This is a genomic window from Scytonema millei VB511283 (assembly GCF_000817735.3).
In the GTDB taxonomy this organism is placed as follows: domain Bacteria; phylum Cyanobacteriota; class Cyanobacteriia; order Cyanobacteriales; family Chroococcidiopsidaceae; genus Chroococcidiopsis; species Chroococcidiopsis millei_B.
Genome location: NZ_JTJC03000006.1, coordinates 11783 through 25484 on the forward strand (window position 1 = coordinate 11783; position 13702 = coordinate 25484).

The following is a 13702-nucleotide window of genomic DNA, read 5'->3' on the forward strand; positions in this document are numbered from 1 at the left end:
TTAATCTCTGCGGGTCAAATTCCCCGCCGCTCTGCGGCGTAAAATGTGAGGAATGAGCGAATATATTCATAAAAGTCATAACGTTACGGTGTTGCTTTACCATTTGGTGTTTCCCGCAAAGTATAGACGAGCTGTGTTCGACGAACAGGTAGATGCAGTTTTGAGGGAGGTGTGTTTAGAGATTGAGAAACGCTATGAAATCAAGTTTGTCGAAATTGGTGTGGACAAAGACCATGTGCATTTCTTAGTACAGTCAGTGCCAACTTATAGTGTGACCAAGCTGGTAACAATGCTCAAAAGTCTCACAGCCAGAGAAGTATTTAAACGCTGTCCGCAAGTGAAACAACAGCTGTGGGGCGGCGAGTTTTGGAGTGATGGGTATTTTGCGAGTACAGTTGGAAAACATGGTGATGAAGGGATGATTGCCAGGTATGTGAAAAAACAGGGGAATGACTATCTCAAATTGCATCGAGATGAGCAATTATCTCTCTTTTGATTCTGATACCCCGTCCGCTTGCGGCGGGGTAGTTCATTTCAATGAGACTTTGTTGTTCGCCAGCTAGATTTACCTTACCAATAGCATTGCGTGGTAAAGATAGCTGTTTAGCCAAAGATTCAATTCGGTCAGCTCGTTTCTGCGTCCGTGTTTTCTTGAAACTACGGTAGCGATGTAAGGGAATTGGACCATCTACCGGAAGAAAAGGACCATAGCGGCGTTCAAGATATTCTACGTATAGTTCGTTATCGAACAATCCCCACCAAAGAACTACAGTTTCACCTGCCAAATCCGGCTCGACTTCATAAGCCACCCCTTCAACCGTAACGCGAGCATCAATGCCAACCTTGCGACGTTCGGGCGAACGTGCAAATGTACAAAACCGCTCCCAGCTACACATTTGCCGGATTCCTACTTTTGGTAGGTTAGCCATCCAGTCCTCACTGCGGGAATGGGGTTCGCTGCGATGCGGTTGACTATTGTAGTGCAGCAAAAACCGCATCAACCAAGCATTCGCTTCGGCTTCTGTCTCCGGCGCGTGCAGGTGGTAAAGAGTTTTGTGCATTTCCTTGACAGTGCGAAACGGGCGCTCTACTTTGCCTTTGGCGCGAGCCGTCACTCTTCGTCCGTCTTTCCCATTCGGCAGGTGGGTGCGTACCTCCACGCCCAAGTATTCCATTACATGAGTGAAACACCAGGCTACGGGCAATCGGTCCGTTATCCATATACAGCATCTGAGGAATACCTTGAAAGGGGAAGTCTGGACTCGACTTCGGCGACATGGCGGCAAACATAAACCGCAATGCTGCTTCGACATCTTCGCCATAAACACCGTGGTATTCCTGATATGCAACACCACTACGGTCATCCACGACACTATAAAGCATCAATAGGGGATGTCCGCGTCCTGGCTCTATCCAAGCAGGTGCTTTGACGTGCTTGAGATCGCTGGGGCTGAGGTCAAAATGCCAGCAAGAGTTGCTATACTCTGCTTGGAAGCGAACGGCAGGTGGTTGCCGCAGGAGAGTATCGTAGTCATAGCCCCACTTTTTGAGGTAACGGTTGACGGTGGTTGCTTTGAGTAAACCGACTGGAACCGTAACGTGACCGTCGGGAGTGTCAATCCCATCTTCTTCCAATAGCCGGATTGCTTGTACGGTAGATAAATGGCGACCTTTGCGGTTGGAGGTCCGGATTTTAATTGCCGCAATGATTTCACAGTAGCGTTCTAGTCTGGCTTTGGGGATAATACGCGGGACATCATAATCGACGCGGCGCACTGACCGGACACAATTAGGCTCTCGTAGCGCCCGATACACAGTATCTTCAGAAATTCCGTACAGTTGTGCTATTTCCTGGACTAACGCTCGACGAGATGAGCTGCGTGGTGGTAGTTGGTCGAGGCGACGGCGCAAGTCTACGATGGCATCAATTGGTATTTGTTTCTTTGGCATCCGCTTCACCTTCCCACGGCTTTCTCGTGGCGTGGGTGGAGATGTTTGCGTGACAACCAGTCGTAGAGAGTGGAAAGAGAGCAATCGACGAGTTTGGCAATTGAGCGTTTGCTGATCCCTTTGGCTAAATAGCTGCGAATTTCTGCTTCCCTTATGTCTAGTTTCAAATGTGCAGATTGCCGTCCTTTGGGTCGCCCTAACGCTTTCCCCTCAGCTTTACGCTTGGCTAGTGCTTCAGTGGTTTTCAGGACAATCAATTCCCGCTCGATTTCTGCTGCCAAGCCCAAAACCGTTGCTGTAATTCGGCAAGGCAATTGAGTCATCCAATACCATTCCTTGTTTGGCAATATGGACGTTGATTCCCCGACGCACGCAGCACTCTAGCATTTCTAATACTTGTAGGGTGGAGCGTGCCATCCGACTGACTTCTGAGAAGATGACTACATCTTAGGCTTGCGCTGTTTGAGTCAGTAGTAGTCCCACACCCCGCGACTCCCATTTTTCCCGTCCAGAAACGGTATCTTCTATGAACTGGATAGGACTCAAAGCATGTATGTTGGCATACTCTAAAATGCCATGTCGTTGATTGTGCAGGTCTTGTTTGTCGCTAGAAACTCTCAAATAAGCATAAATCACCATAGCCACATGGGCTGTTGGGTTTAACAGCTTTGGGGGTTTAATCAAACGGTATTAGTTCAAATTAAACCACAAAAAGCGTACATATATGTCTGGTTAAAAAGTTCGTATTTCTTGGACACTTTTGCCGCTATAAATACTGCAACTTTGACTCTAATTGGGTTACAGCCTATTTGCAGTGAATGTGGTTTGATTTGCAGTGATTGTGGTTTGTATGAGCGCGATTGTGGTTTCATTTGCAAATATTGTGGTTTTGAAACCCCCTTTATTTGCAGTGAATGTGGTTTCAAAATTGCCTTGTTTGCAGTTTTATCTCTCGATGTTTGCAGTTCGCTACATCTAACCCTACCCTGAATGACTTTCCAAGGGTTATCCGGTTGCTTCGTCCAACTCCAACACGCAGGCAGCTAGCAAACCCAATCTCTCCTTGTACACGCGCTCTGACAGCTTGGGCTTCAGGAATGCTGCAAACTCTCTAGCAGCATCGACACCAATAGTAGGTACTAACTTGTTACCTATGGCGTGTCCTTTGATGTGTCCCAGAGTAGACTTGTACTTGCTCAACGTACTAGCTGCTACATCCTCTACCTTGCTATCGATAAATTGCTCGAATAAAGTAGCTACAGTAATGTTTTGAATTAGCGGTGGTTTTTGGGGGCTAGGACGGTACTTCTCTAGCGTGTGGTCAAACGTACCACCCAGTAGGTCTAATTCAATTTGACGGGCTACTAGTGAAGCTCTAATGCGATTTTCTTTGGAGTCGTCTAGGTTAACTGCCAGCGTCTTTTGAATGCCGTCGATTCTAAATCTCAGCCTTAACCTACCCCGAAAACTTTCAACTGAAACAGTGCCTTTTGAGGCTTTCTTCTTGATACTCATTGCGATACTCAAACTAGGCGTATCGCATCGCAAACACAAAAATGGAGGTACGATAGCACCTCCTAGAAAGGGTTTCCGCCGATGGAGAATAGGAGACTCGAACCCCTGACCTCTGCGGTGCGATCGCAGCGCTCTACCAACTGAGCTAATTCCCCGTACTAATTTGGCAGTTTAGCTTTAAGATTTTGGACTGCTAGTCTCAAATTTCTATATGCCACTTGGTATTTTAACATTCAGCGACGGTGGCTTGTGAGTCTGCTTTGGAAAGTACTTGTTGCACCCATTCCAAATCTAACTGGTTGAGGTAATCTACAGCCCAGTTTGCTTGACGTTGCATCATGTGAAATGGATAGGTATTTGCAACTCCAACAACCGGAATTTTTGCTGTCTTCGCTGCTTGGACTCCTGCTGGAGTATCTTCGATCGCAATACACTCCCCAGGCTGTAATCCTAATTCAGGATAGAGTTGGTTAAGGCGTTCTACTGCCAACAAGTAGCCATCTGGTTCTGGTTTACTAGTAGTAATATCATCGCCACCAACTAATACAGAAAAGTATTGTGTCAAATTCAAACGCTGCAAAACTAATTCAATTTCCGATCGCATTGCACCACTAACTACAGCTAACTTTAATTGGTGGCTGCGGGTTTGAAAAATCAAATCTTCTAACCCTGAATAAGTAGGTAAGTTGATGATTTTTTCTAATTCTTGCTGGTATGCTTGCGCCTTGCGCTGCATTAATTGGAGTAAATATGTCTCACTCACAAATCGACCTCGACGTTTGAGCAATTCAGCTAAACAAACGCGATCGCTTCTCCCTAGACAAACTTCCTCAAATTCGCCAGGAATTGGACGTAAATTTTCTTCAATTAATAACTGTTCGATCAGTTGTTTATGAATTGGTTCGTCATTAATAATAACGCCATTAAAATCAAATAAAACTGCCTTTAACGCCATATGATGTTATTACCTTAATACCCAGGAGCCGGAATCCATTCTTCTGTTATTACCATATCTTCTTCTGTCTCCTGTCTCCTAACTCTCGACTCCTGCGTTAAAGGCTTAATTCCGCGAGTGACTTGATTGACTAACCACACATCATCAGTCTGCACTGCTGCAAAGCCTGCTTTAACCATCCAGGCATCTAAATTGCCTTGCGCAAATTCTCGAATATATGGTTCCTCAAACACATTATTCAACCAATCGAGATGGCGTAAAGTCTGCTGATTGCCGTCCAAAACGATCGCCTCGCCGCCTGCTTTTAGCAACCGAAAGCTTTCTTGCAAGATTGCTTGAGTTACCTGTGCTGGTGTTTCGTGAAATAACAAGGATATCGTCACCAGATCGAAACTTGCAGCGGGCAGTTTTGTGTCTTCAGCATTACCATGCAGCCATTGAATCGCTAATCCAGCAGTTTTGGCTTTGTCTTCTGCTCTGACTAACATATAGGGAGATAAATCTAAGCCAATGACTTCTGCTTGGGGAAAAGCCTGTTTTAACATCAGCGTCGTGGAACCAGTACCGCAGCCTAAATCTATAATTCTCGTCGGCTGGACGCGGATGCGTTCTAACAATCCTTGACGGACTGTAGTTTCATTCGGTGGTAAAACATATTGAGTAATCGGATCGTAAGAAACAGCTGCACCAGAATTGAGATATCCGCCCTTAATGCCGTGAAAATTTTGACTGCTGTAGTATGCAGGAATTTCTACCTCCCGACGGCGAAAGCGATCGCTTTCTTTCTCCCAATCTATACTACGGGCGTATCGCCTTAACTCCTCTTCATCAATGAAGAGGCGCGCAACGGGCGCTAAGAACTTTTCCCAAATTGTATCTTGACGCGCTGCCATAAGTCTGCCTTGCTTGGGGATAACTGCGATCGCTATTTCTATTTACAAATTTTAATACATTGTTTCAGTTGTCAGTGGCTAGTGGTTAGTGGCTGGTGGCTAGATTCTTATTTCTAGTCACTAGTCGCCAGCCACTCGCTTTTGACTTATTTATCCAGCTAACAAAACTAAATCGGGAACTTGAAAGAGTGACTGATAGGCAAGTACAGCCCCGCCAATTGCTGCCGCATCTTCGCCAAAGACTGATACGTCAAAACGGGCTTTCGGATCGCTGAAAAACCCACCACCACCATTACCAGGGACGTAGTTTCGCAACATCGAATCCAATTGCTCTTTGACGTGAGGAACCAATACAGTTAGCGGTCCGCCGATCGCGATTCGTTCGGGATTGAGAATATTTGCTAAGTTAATTAATCCCCAGCCCAATACCTGCGCCCATTCAGAGACAATTGCACGGGCGAGGGGTTCGTCTTGGTGGAAATCTGCAACTAAGTCGCTCAGTTCTCCTGCTTGTCCTCCCCGCTGGCGATAGTTTTGCAGCAATGCCTCTCTACCAACAAATGTACCTAAATCGCCGCAGCCAGTTGGCATTGGTAAGATTGCCCCGACTTCCCCCGCAGTGCCGTAAGCGCCGCGAAAGATGCGATTGTTTAACACGATTCCCGCCCCAATTCCTTTATTAATTAATAGATAGAGCAAACTATGACAGTGCATGGCACTACCTAGATACACCTCTGCTAAAGCGGCGGCGTTCGCGTCGTTATCTACAAATAAAGGCAATTGAATGTGAGGTTGAAGATAGCGGCGTAGATCGACACCTACCCACTGCAAAAACGGCGAGTAGATGACCACACCTGCTAAGTTTATGGTTGCTTGGATGGCTAGCCCAATTCCGCGCGATCGCTCTTGTTTGGTCGGCTCGGACTGCTGCACTTGCCCAATTAATTGTACGAGTTGGCTGAGGACAACTTCTGGTTCTCGACTACCTATGAGTGGTGCTTGAATACGGTTGACAACTTGGGCAGCTAAATTCAACTGCACTACCGTTAGCTGTTCGTACTCGATCGCCGCACCGATAAAAAATGCCCCGTCGGGATTCAAACTCAATCCAACTCCTGGTCTTCCCCCTCCAGTAGGCGCGATAATTTCACCGCTTTCTCGAATTAAGCCCTGCGAGATCAATTCGGCTGTAATTACAGTCACAGTCGATCGCGTCAGTCCTGTGGAACGGGCAATCTCAGCCCGAGTCATTGGCGCACGGCATCTGAGTAGTTCCAAAATGCGGGCATAGTTGATTTGTTTTAACAGTGTTGTATTGGTGGCGATCGATGCTGAATGTCGATCTGCGGTCATTTTTCTAACCTTCAGTAAGTTTGTTTTTCTAACAAACAAATTAGCATTATAGAGACGTTACATGTAACGTCTGTACAGGAGGAAAACAACATGAAAAGCTTCGACTGTGAGGCAGTCCTATTTGACCTTGATGGTGTATTGGTCAATTCAAACGTGGCTGTAGAAGGACATTGGCGTAGATGGGCGCAGCAGCACGGTTTGGATGCAGAGGCAATTTTGAAAATCTCTCACGGTCGTCCGGCGACAGAGACAATTCGCGAAGTTGCGCCGCACTTGATAGCAGAGGCAGAAGGTAGGGCGTTTCTGCAACGGGAGGCGGAGGATTTAGCTGGTGTGGTGGAAGTGGAAGGAGTCGCAAATTTACTTGATTCTTTACCAGATCGGCAATGGGCAATTGTCACCTCAGGAACGCAGGCGATCGCAACTAACCGCCTGCGTCATGTTGGTTTATCTGTTCCCAAAGTCATGATTACGGCAGATGATATTAGCCGTGGCAAGCCCGATCCTGAAGGATATCTCAAAGCAGCAGCAAGGTTGGGTGTCGCGCCAGAACGCTGTCTGGTGGTTGAGGATGCTGTAGCTGGAATTAAAGCGGCACGGGCAGCAGGAATGAGTGTGGTGGCGGTAGCGACGACTTATCAGCCAGCAGATTTAATTGAGGCGGATGCGATCGTACCTGCTTTGGTGGGGATGGCGATCGAGCAACAGGTGATGGATGGCGATCGGGTTGGGTTAAGGGTGTTGTTAGCAGCGTGAGGAAGTCAGAAGTTGTAGGGGCGGGTTTAGCAAATAGATCGACAACTCCAACAGTGAGTCTTTGGTTAAAACCCGCCCGTATCCAAGCCAAATAAATTCAGGGGAGTTATGGGTGAGAAGCAAGGATTACGGGAAGGTGTGAAGCGATCGCATTTTGGAAATGGGGCGGTTTGGTTTGGGGTGGCGATCGCGTTTTATGCTTTTGTGGCGATCGCGGTGGCAGAGGCGGGATTGGGGGTTTTGTTGCCTTCGATTCTGGAGGCATACAATTTAAATCCGGCAACTGTGACGCTGCTGTTTATCAGTCAGACGGGTGGTTATGTTGTGGCAGCGTTCTCTAGTAGTCTGATTAGCAGCCGTTTGGGATTGGCGCGGATGCTGTTGGTAGCGGCAATGTTGCTGATGGGGGCGCTGATCATATATGCGTTGAATCCATTTTGGTCGGTGATGGTGGCGGCTGGTGTGCTTTTGGGGTTGGGAATTGCCCTAATTGATGCTGGAATTAATACTTTTATTGTGGATAACCAACGGACTAATCATTTAGTTGGGATGTTGCACGCTTTTTATGGAGTTGGGGCGCTGTTGGGTCCCACGATCGCAACTTCTCTTTTAGCTTTTGGGTTAAATTGGCGATCGATCTATTTAGTATTTGCGGGAGTAGTGGGGCTGTTGGTGGTGGCGGTTGGTTGGGCGATCGTCCAAAACTATCGACCGATGACGCAGAAAATCAAAGCTTCTGGAACGAGTGCTAGGGCTAATCTGCGTGTCGCTTTACGGACACCTGCTGTCCTACTGACGGGTTTGCTGTTGATGGTTTACGTGGGTGCAGAGGTTTGTGTAGGTAACTGGGCTTATGCCGTGCAAAATCTCAGTCGTGGTATCTCGCCAATAGTTGCTGGATATAGTATCAGTGCTTACTGGCTGGGGCTGACAATTGGGCGTTTGAGTTTGGGATATTTCATGCGGCGACTCGGTGCAGTCCGCACTTTGGATATCTCTCTAGTGGTTTTGAGTCTTGGTTTACTAGTTTGGTGGCTAGTACCAAACCTATCTTTGAGCTTACCGCTGATTGGTTTTGGCTTTGCGGCAATTTATCCGGCAACAATTGCCTTATTACCACAGAGGATATCTCCTGCATTAGTCCCAGCTGCGATCGGTTTCGTGTCGAGTGTCGCTAGTTTGGGTGCAGCCAGTTTGCCAAGTGCAGTCGGCTGGATCGCCTCTCGTACTAGTTTGGAAATTATTCCTGTGTTGATGATACCTTTAGCCTTAGTGATGGTAATTGTACATCGATGGTTAGTAGGAACAGGGAGCAGGGAGCAGGGAGCAGGGAGCAGCGAATAGCGATCGATGTAGGGGCGGGTTTCACCCAAGATTGATGTCAGAAACGAAGCGGTTTCACAAACCCGCCCTAACCGCCATATTCGCACAGCAGAGGTTTGACGAGGTGATTTAACAAACCCGCCACGATCGCCATATTCGTCAGGATTGTCTTATTGTATTTTTTGTAGTACGTTGTAATATGTACGGCGAACTTGCATAAGCTAAGTTAGTATTCTCCCCTGTAGAAATAGCAGATCTGGGAATCAAAAACCCAAGTATTCTGTAGGGGCAGCCGTGCGCCCTGGGTCATGTTTCTGTAGGGGCAGCCGTGCGCCCTGGGTCATGTTTCTGTAGGGGCAGCCGTGCGCCCTAGCTGATACATCAGTCATTTTTCCTTAATTTTTAACTAAAAATATGCCATACGAAAAACTAGAAATTAATACACCAGCGCCCGTACTTTCTTGGGCAAATCATGCTTTAGGACATGAAGAAACCCAGATGGCGAAAAATGTGGCATCTCTACCATTTGTATTTAAACATGTCGCATTGATGCCCGATGTCCACTTGGGTAAAGGTGCTTTAGTTGGCTCGGTTGTAGCAACTAAAGATGCAATTTTGCCTGCGGCTGTGGGGGTAGATATTGGTTGTGGCATGGCTGCAATTCAAACTCCATATCATGCCGAACAATTAGAAGGTAAGTTGAAAAAAATTCGCTTAGATATTGAAGCATCAATTCCGGTTGGTTTTAACGAAAATCAAGATGTAGAAAAATCTGTCACAAACTGGCAACGGTGGAATGATTTTAAAGATCTACATCGCGGGGTGCAAGACTTGCAAGGAAAAGCCATGAAACAAATGGGTTCTCTTGGCGGTGGCAACCACTTCTTAGAAGTTTGTCTCGATACTGAAGATCGAGTTTGGTTGATGTTGCATTCTGGTTCTCGAAATATCGGCAACAAGTTGGCACAGTGCCATATTAATACTGCTAAAGAATTAGCAAAATTAGCAGGCGATCGCTTGCCCGATCCTGACTTAGCTTACTTTATTTCCGGTACGCCAGAGTTTGCTGCATATTGGCGAGACTTGCAGTGGGCGCAAAACTATGCCCGTGTCAATCGTGACGTAATGATGGCACGCTTCAAGCGAGTCGTGGAAAAACATATAGCTGGTGGTAAGCCATTCAAGCCTCTGTTAGAGGTGAATTGCCATCACAACTATGCCGAAAAGGAAGTGCATTTTGGCGAAGATGTTTACGTGACTCGTAAGGGTGCGGTAAGGGCGCGGACTGAAGATTATGGGATTATCCCTGGTTCAATGGGTGCGAAATCATTCATTGTTAGAGGTAAAGGTCATGCTGAAAGTTACTGTTCTTGCAGTCACGGTGCGGGGCGTTTGATGTCTCGGAATAAGGCAAAAAATGTCTATACGCTTGACGATTTGATCGAGCAAACTAAGGGTGTAGAATGTCGCAAAGATACGGGAGTCTTAGATGAAATTCCAGGGGCATATAAGCCGATAGATGAGGTGATGAATAATCAGTCAGATCTCGTGGAAATTGTAGCAACCTTGAAGCAAGTTGTTTGCGTCAAAGGATAATGTAGGGTGGGCAATGCCCACCTGACTGTATTTCATTGAATTTATATTATTTAAACAATTTATTCAAACTAGGAAACCATATAAATGTACTGGCGATCGCTGTAATTATAGTTAACACTAAAAGAAAAATACCTCCCTGTATGGCAAGCTCGTTTTGAGTTGCAATTAAATTCCAAGCTTCGGAAAGGGTCAGTGATAAAAGGAATGCCTCTAAAGCCATACCAAATAACTTTAAGGCAGATAACATAACATTTTTAACAAAAAGATTGAAAATTTAAAATTACTCCATTATTTAAACTACCAAACCGGAAAGAGCTAATTCACGAAATACTAAATTTCTTAATATTTATGTTTCGACAGCGACCTAAAATTAGTTAAAAAGTTTAGTTAAAAAGTGCGATCGCAGAAGGCAAACTGCCTCCCACGACTTCTAAGCTCAGTTTAAACTGAAACTGCAACACCTATTTCATGACGATTGTGGGGAGCCTCAAAATCAACTATCGGTCCTTTTGGTACGATGCGAGTAGGATTAACCTTGGGATGACTTCGATAGTAATGTCTTTTAATATGATCCAGGTTGCACGTTTCTTTGACTCCTGGTTGTTGATACAAGTCTTTCAAGTAGTTCCACAAGTTAGGATAATCTACAATTCGGCGTAAGTTGCATTTGAAATGGACGTAATAAACAGCATCGAATCGTAGTAAGGTTGTAAACATACACCAATCGGCTTCGGTGATGATATCGCCACATAAATAACGCTGCTTAGCTAAAACATTTTCCCAACGGTCTAAAGCCTCAAATAACTCCGTTACAGCCTCTTCATAAGCTACTTGTTGAGTGGCAAATCCGGCTCGATAGACACCATTATTAATTGGTTGATAAATCTCATCGATAGTTTTGTCTATTTGTGCCTGTAAATCTTTGGGGTAGAAATTGACATTATTATTAGCAATTTCGTTAAACTCAGTATCAAACATGCGAATAATTTCGCGCGATTCATTATTCACGATTGACTGAGTTTGCTTATCCCACAACACGGGAACTGTCACCCGTCCACTATAATTTGGTTCGGCTTTTAGATAAAGTTGCCAAAGATATTGCGTCCCGTTAACAGTATCGGGAATTGCTCCAGGTTCGCTATTAAACTCCCAACTATTTTGGTCAATCTCTGCTGCTACTACTGATAAGCCAATTGCATCTTCTAGTCCCTTCAGACGACGCATAATTGCTGTTCGATGCGCCCAGGGACAAGCCCAAGAAATATATAAGTGATAGCGTCCTGCTTCTGCTTTAAAACCACTCGAACCATCAGCAGTAATTTTATTGCGAAAGGTAGTAGAAGGGCGGATAAATTTCCCTTGGTTATCTTCTTGTTCCCGTTCGGAAATCCATTTACCGTCAGCTAGAATACCTAAACCCATCGATCGCACCTCTTGCAAATTTGTATTTGTGAGTTTCTAAGTTCGCTCTTCATACATGCTAAACCAATAAAGCAAAGTCAAAAATCAAAAGGCAAAAGTCAAAAGTCTATTTTTATTTTTCAGTAACTATCAAGGCATGAAAATGCATCTATCTTATGGTATAAACATTGAGATTGAAATGAAGCAAAGTTGAAATTTAAGTGTATGGTGGGCAATGTCCACCTAAATGTTCAAATTGCGATCGCCATTCACCTTCTAACCAAATCAGGTGTTGATTTTCACTTTCACTCAGAAGCAGGATGTCCTAAGATGTAACAAAAAGTAAATTTATCTGCATCAGCAACCACCGATCGCCGATCGCTGACTACTGTACGGGCGGGTTTAGTAAATAGATTAACCGCCTCAGCAAGTAAATGTGCTATCAAAATCCGCCCCTACGATAACTGATAACTGATAACTGATAACTGATAACTGATAACTGATAACTGATAACTGATAACTGATAAATCTATGAGCGATCGCATATTTATTGCAGCTACTTTCATTGTTTTTCTAGCTCTGATTATTGGCGTTGGCATCTACTCGTCAACTCATAAGAAAAATACAACTGCTGACTACATCCTCGCTAGTCGCGGGGTAAGTCCTTGGCTGACGGCACTTTCTGCCATGTCAACGGGTCAGAGTGGTTTGTTATTTCTCGGTCAAGTTGGCTTTGCCTACACAGCTGGAATTTCTGCGATTTGGTTAGTTATTGGTTGGGCAATTGGAGACTATCTCGCTTGGTTGTTATTTTTCAAACGTTTAAGAAAAAGATCTGAAGAAACAGCATCGGATACTGTTTCTGATTTCTTAGCGCAAAACACTTCCGGCGCTCGTTGGATCTCGATTGTCTCAGGCATAATTATTGTGGCTTTTCTCGGTGCGTATGCAGCATCGCAACTCGTAGCAGGTAGCAAAGCACTGAATGTCGTCTTCGGCTGGGATTATCGTCTAGGAATTATTCTCGGAGCAGTAATAGTTGTTATCTACTGTTTTTCTGGCGGCGTGCGTGCGGAGATTTGGACGGATGCAGTCCAAGGGATAATTATGATTGGTTCGTTGCTGCTACTACTATCCGTAGCAATTACAGACTGTGGTGGATTTGGGCAACTTTGGACAAGATTGGGCGCAATTGATGCAAAACTAATTAATTTGAGTCCATCTAATCTACCATTGGGCTTTTTGCCCTTTTTTATTGGTTGGATTGTGGCTGGATTTGGTGTAGTCGGTCAACCGCATATTTTAGTCCGAGCGATGGCAATTGACTCGCCCGATAATGTCAATAGGGCGCTGAATATCAAAACCCTGGCTAGTTTAACCACATCTTTTTCTTCCATTACCATCGGCTTAGCAGCACGGGTGTTGTTACCCGACTTGATATCAGGTGGCGATCCTGAGTTAGCATTGCCGTATTTAGCAGAAGAATTGCTACCTGCTGGCTTTGTCGGACTGATGCTAGCCGGAGTTTTTGCTGCTACTATGTCTACTGCCGATTCTCAAATTCTGTGCTGTTCGGCGGCGTTGACTCAAGACATCGCGCCTCAATTTGCTAATTCCTATCGAATTGTCAAGTTAGGCACTTTAACTGTCACTGCGATCGTTTTGAGTATTGCTTTAGTAGGCGATGATAACGTGTTTCTCTTAATTACATTTTCTTGGTCGGCTTTAGCTTCGGGTTTAGGTCCACTGTTACTATTGCGAGTTGGGCAATTGCCCGTCAGTACGCCTGTAGCACTATCAATGATGGCTGTCGGAATTGTCACCGCTATTAGTTGGAACCTGGTATTTAAGTTATCTTCTGTAGTTTACGAAGTCCTACCAGGAATGATTGCAGGTAGCTTAGTCTATGTCATAGCGCGATTGCTGGCTTCTAAGTCTAGATTTAACCAGCATAGATGAT

At 45.3% G+C, this 13702-nt stretch carries 14 protein-coding genes, 1 tRNA gene and 2 pseudogenes; 5 read left to right on the top strand and 12 right to left on the bottom strand.

All coding sequences use genetic code 11. The features are described from left to right. Positions 1-52: 52 nt before the first annotated feature. Positions 53-496 carry an IS200/IS605 family transposase gene (gene tnpA / locus QH73_RS19500; protein WP_039711384.1) on the top strand — a complete coding sequence of 148 codons (444 nt, stop codon included), beginning with the start codon at positions 53-55 and terminating at the stop codon, positions 494-496. Between the two features lie 79 nt (positions 497-575). Here tnpA and QH73_RS19505 read toward each other — a convergent pair. The 8 genes and pseudogenes from QH73_RS19505 to QH73_RS19535 form a co-directional block, all read right to left on the bottom strand. Then, positions 576-1935 (bottom strand): annotated as a pseudogene (locus QH73_RS19505) (transposase family protein); the annotation flags it as partial. Between the two features lie 20 nt (positions 1936-1955). Further along, entirely contained in the window at positions 1956-2273 is a 318-nt protein-coding gene (locus tag QH73_RS27890) for a helix-turn-helix domain-containing protein (RefSeq protein ID WP_236147098.1), read from the bottom strand. Next, positions 2185-2589, bottom strand: a pseudogene (locus tag QH73_RS29340) (recombinase family protein). The gene QH73_RS27890 and the pseudogene QH73_RS29340 overlap by 89 nt, the downstream one beginning before the upstream one ends. 366 nt (positions 2590-2955) lie before the next feature. Beyond that, positions 2956-3465 (bottom strand): Arm DNA-binding domain-containing protein, encoded by a 510-nt coding sequence (locus tag QH73_RS19515; RefSeq protein ID WP_039714148.1) that lies wholly within the window; start codon positions 3463-3465, stop codon positions 2956-2958. A gap of 82 nt (positions 3466-3547) precedes the next feature. Then, a tRNA-Ala gene (locus tag QH73_RS19520) sits at positions 3548-3620 on the bottom strand. A 71-nt stretch (positions 3621-3691) separates the two neighbouring features. Further along, entirely contained in the window at positions 3692-4420 is a 729-nt protein-coding gene (locus QH73_RS19525; protein ID WP_039714147.1) for an HAD family hydrolase, read from the bottom strand. A gap of 14 nt (positions 4421-4434) precedes the next feature. After that, positions 4435-5313 carry a class I SAM-dependent methyltransferase gene (locus tag QH73_RS19530; RefSeq protein ID WP_039714146.1) on the bottom strand — a complete coding sequence of 293 codons (879 nt, stop codon included), beginning with the start codon at positions 5311-5313 and terminating at the stop codon, positions 4435-4437. A 150-nt stretch (positions 5314-5463) separates the two neighbouring features. After that, positions 5464-6666 carry an ROK family transcriptional regulator gene (locus QH73_RS19535; RefSeq protein WP_039714145.1) on the bottom strand — a complete coding sequence of 401 codons (1203 nt, stop codon included), beginning with the start codon at positions 6664-6666 and terminating at the stop codon, positions 5464-5466. Positions 6667-6756: 90 nt separating this feature from the next. Here QH73_RS19535 and QH73_RS19540 point away from each other — a divergent pair, with 90 nt between their 5' ends. After that, complete coding sequence (locus QH73_RS19540; RefSeq protein ID WP_039714144.1) at positions 6757-7422, top strand: HAD family hydrolase; 666 nt, start codon at positions 6757-6759, stop codon at positions 7420-7422. Between the two features lie 108 nt (positions 7423-7530). Further along, entirely contained in the window at positions 7531-8766 is a 1236-nt protein-coding gene (locus QH73_RS19545; RefSeq protein WP_052289843.1) for an MFS transporter, read from the top strand. Positions 8767-9008: 242 nt separating this feature from the next. Here the strand turns inward: QH73_RS19545 and QH73_RS28910 are convergent, their stop codons facing one another. Beyond that, positions 9009-9134 (bottom strand): hypothetical protein, encoded by a 126-nt coding sequence (locus QH73_RS28910; RefSeq protein WP_286194135.1) that lies wholly within the window; start codon positions 9132-9134, stop codon positions 9009-9011. A gap of 25 nt (positions 9135-9159) precedes the next feature. On the opposite strand from QH73_RS28910, the gene QH73_RS19550 reads away from it, so the two are divergent. Continuing rightward, positions 9160-10341: an RtcB family protein gene (locus QH73_RS19550; protein WP_039714143.1), complete on the top strand. Its 1182-nt coding sequence runs from the start codon at positions 9160-9162 to the stop codon at positions 10339-10341. A 46-nt stretch (positions 10342-10387) separates the two neighbouring features. Here the strand turns inward: QH73_RS19550 and QH73_RS19555 are convergent, their stop codons facing one another. From QH73_RS19555 to QH73_RS19565, 3 genes are all read right to left on the bottom strand, one after another. Continuing rightward, on the bottom strand, positions 10388-10561 hold the full coding sequence (locus tag QH73_RS19555; protein WP_236147099.1) for a hypothetical protein: 174 nt from the start codon (positions 10559-10561) through the stop codon (positions 10388-10390). Between the two features lie 221 nt (positions 10562-10782). Further along, entirely contained in the window at positions 10783-11763 is a 981-nt protein-coding gene (locus QH73_RS19560; RefSeq protein WP_039714141.1) for a glutathione S-transferase family protein, read from the bottom strand. 284 nt (positions 11764-12047) lie between these two features. Next, positions 12048-12188 carry a hypothetical protein gene (locus QH73_RS19565; RefSeq protein ID WP_165587741.1) on the bottom strand — a complete coding sequence of 47 codons (141 nt, stop codon included), beginning with the start codon at positions 12186-12188 and terminating at the stop codon, positions 12048-12050. Positions 12189-12273: 85 nt separating this feature from the next. Here QH73_RS19565 and QH73_RS19570 point away from each other — a divergent pair, with 85 nt between their 5' ends. Next, on the top strand, positions 12274-13701 hold the full coding sequence (locus tag QH73_RS19570; RefSeq protein ID WP_039714140.1) for a sodium/proline symporter: 1428 nt from the start codon (positions 12274-12276) through the stop codon (positions 13699-13701). Position 13702: the final 1 nt, after the last annotated feature.

What these genes read in the sequence shown, in the direction of transcription:
- QH73_RS19535 (WP_039714145.1), bottom strand. Translation starts at nt 6,666, where the DNA reads ATGACCGCAGATCGACATTCAGCATCGATCGCCACCAATACAACACTG.
- QH73_RS19525 (WP_039714147.1), bottom strand. Translation starts at nt 4,420, where the DNA reads ATGGCGTTAAAGGCAGTTTTATTTGATTTTAATGGCGTTATTATTAAT.
- QH73_RS19570 (WP_039714140.1), top strand. Translation starts at nt 12,274, where the DNA reads ATGAGCGATCGCATATTTATTGCAGCTACTTTCATTGTTTTTCTAGCT.
- QH73_RS19530 (WP_039714146.1), bottom strand. Translation starts at nt 5,313, where the DNA reads ATGGCAGCGCGTCAAGATACAATTTGGGAAAAGTTCTTAGCGCCCGTT.
- QH73_RS19545 (WP_052289843.1), top strand. Translation starts at nt 7,531, where the DNA reads ATGGGTGAGAAGCAAGGATTACGGGAAGGTGTGAAGCGATCGCATTTT.
- tnpA (WP_039711384.1), top strand. Translation starts at nt 53, where the DNA reads ATGAGCGAATATATTCATAAAAGTCATAACGTTACGGTGTTGCTTTAC.
- QH73_RS19550 (WP_039714143.1), top strand. Translation starts at nt 9,160, where the DNA reads ATGCCATACGAAAAACTAGAAATTAATACACCAGCGCCCGTACTTTCT.
- QH73_RS19555 (WP_236147099.1), bottom strand. Translation starts at nt 10,561, where the DNA reads ATGGCTTTAGAGGCATTCCTTTTATCACTGACCCTTTCCGAAGCTTGG.
- QH73_RS19560 (WP_039714141.1), bottom strand. Translation starts at nt 11,763, where the DNA reads ATGGGTTTAGGTATTCTAGCTGACGGTAAATGGATTTCCGAACGGGAA.
- QH73_RS28910 (WP_286194135.1), bottom strand. Translation starts at nt 9,134, where the DNA reads ATGACTGATGTATCAGCTAGGGCGCACGGCTGCCCCTACAGAAACATG.
- QH73_RS19540 (WP_039714144.1), top strand. Translation starts at nt 6,757, where the DNA reads ATGAAAAGCTTCGACTGTGAGGCAGTCCTATTTGACCTTGATGGTGTA.
- QH73_RS27890 (WP_236147098.1), bottom strand. Translation starts at nt 2,273, where the DNA reads ATGACTCAATTGCCTTGCCGAATTACAGCAACGGTTTTGGGCTTGGCA.
- QH73_RS19515 (WP_039714148.1), bottom strand. Translation starts at nt 3,465, where the DNA reads ATGAGTATCAAGAAGAAAGCCTCAAAAGGCACTGTTTCAGTTGAAAGT.